General features: G+C 46.8%; 1 protein-coding gene. It reads right to left on the bottom strand.

All coding sequences use genetic code 11. From position 1 onward, the window contains the following. Nucleotides 1-327 (bottom strand): SUMF1/EgtB/PvdO family nonheme iron enzyme (locus tag JW499_RS21960; RefSeq protein WP_205212547.1); only part of this gene is annotated, 327 nt, incomplete at both ends.

A 327-nucleotide genomic window follows, 5' to 3' on the forward strand; every position in this document is an offset into this window, starting at 1 on the left:
GATGAGCTAACTTAAAATGCTCAAACTCATAAACCGACGTTTCATATTTAGACATCGAGAAACTATCAAGCGTGACTTTATGTACTGGCCGGTCATAAGGGTTGATCGTTGAGTTACAGACATCATTCGGGTCATACACCGGCCTGTCGAGGTATGAGTTACAGGGCATGCCGAAGTCCCCCATATCGAAGCTGCCGCCCTCAACAAAGATCTGGTTCTCGATCGATTTGACTGCGATCTCGGCGACCTGCTGTTTCAGTTCATCACTGATATCAGGGTGCAGGCGCTCAACATTGGCAATAATCTGTTTGATTTTATCGGGGCTGA

Source organism: Amphritea pacifica, from assembly GCF_016924145.1.
Lineage (GTDB): Bacteria > Pseudomonadota > Gammaproteobacteria > Pseudomonadales > Balneatricaceae > Amphritea > Amphritea pacifica.